Consider the following 250-nt stretch of genomic DNA (forward strand, 5'->3'; position numbering starts at 1 on the left):
GCTAAAAAATTATATACAAAGTGCACCTTGTTCTCGCTGTTGCCGGCGATGTTCTTAAAATCCATTTTTTTATTGATGCGCAGCAGGTTGTTGATGGCTTCCTTTTGTTTTTCGATGGTGTACGGGTATTGCACTACAGTATGGTGTACTTCCTCGGTGCGGGTCATGTACTGGCGCATCATGCGGTTATAAACCATCATCAGCTTGTATAGGTTCAGCTCGGATAACTCCTCGCCGGGCACGGTTACTT

The 250-nt window shown here is 45.2% G+C and carries 1 protein-coding gene; it reads right to left on the reverse strand.

What is annotated here, in order from left to right; genetic code table 11:
* The coding region (locus QN347_RS20505) for a hypothetical protein (RefSeq protein ID WP_323494503.1) at nucleotides 1-250 on the reverse strand (250 nt) is incomplete at both ends.

The sequence above is a fragment of the Sphingomonas sp. 10B4 genome (genome assembly GCF_035019905.1).
In the GTDB taxonomy this organism is placed as follows: domain Bacteria; phylum Pseudomonadota; class Alphaproteobacteria; order Sphingomonadales; family Sphingomonadaceae; genus Sphingomonas; species Sphingomonas glacialis.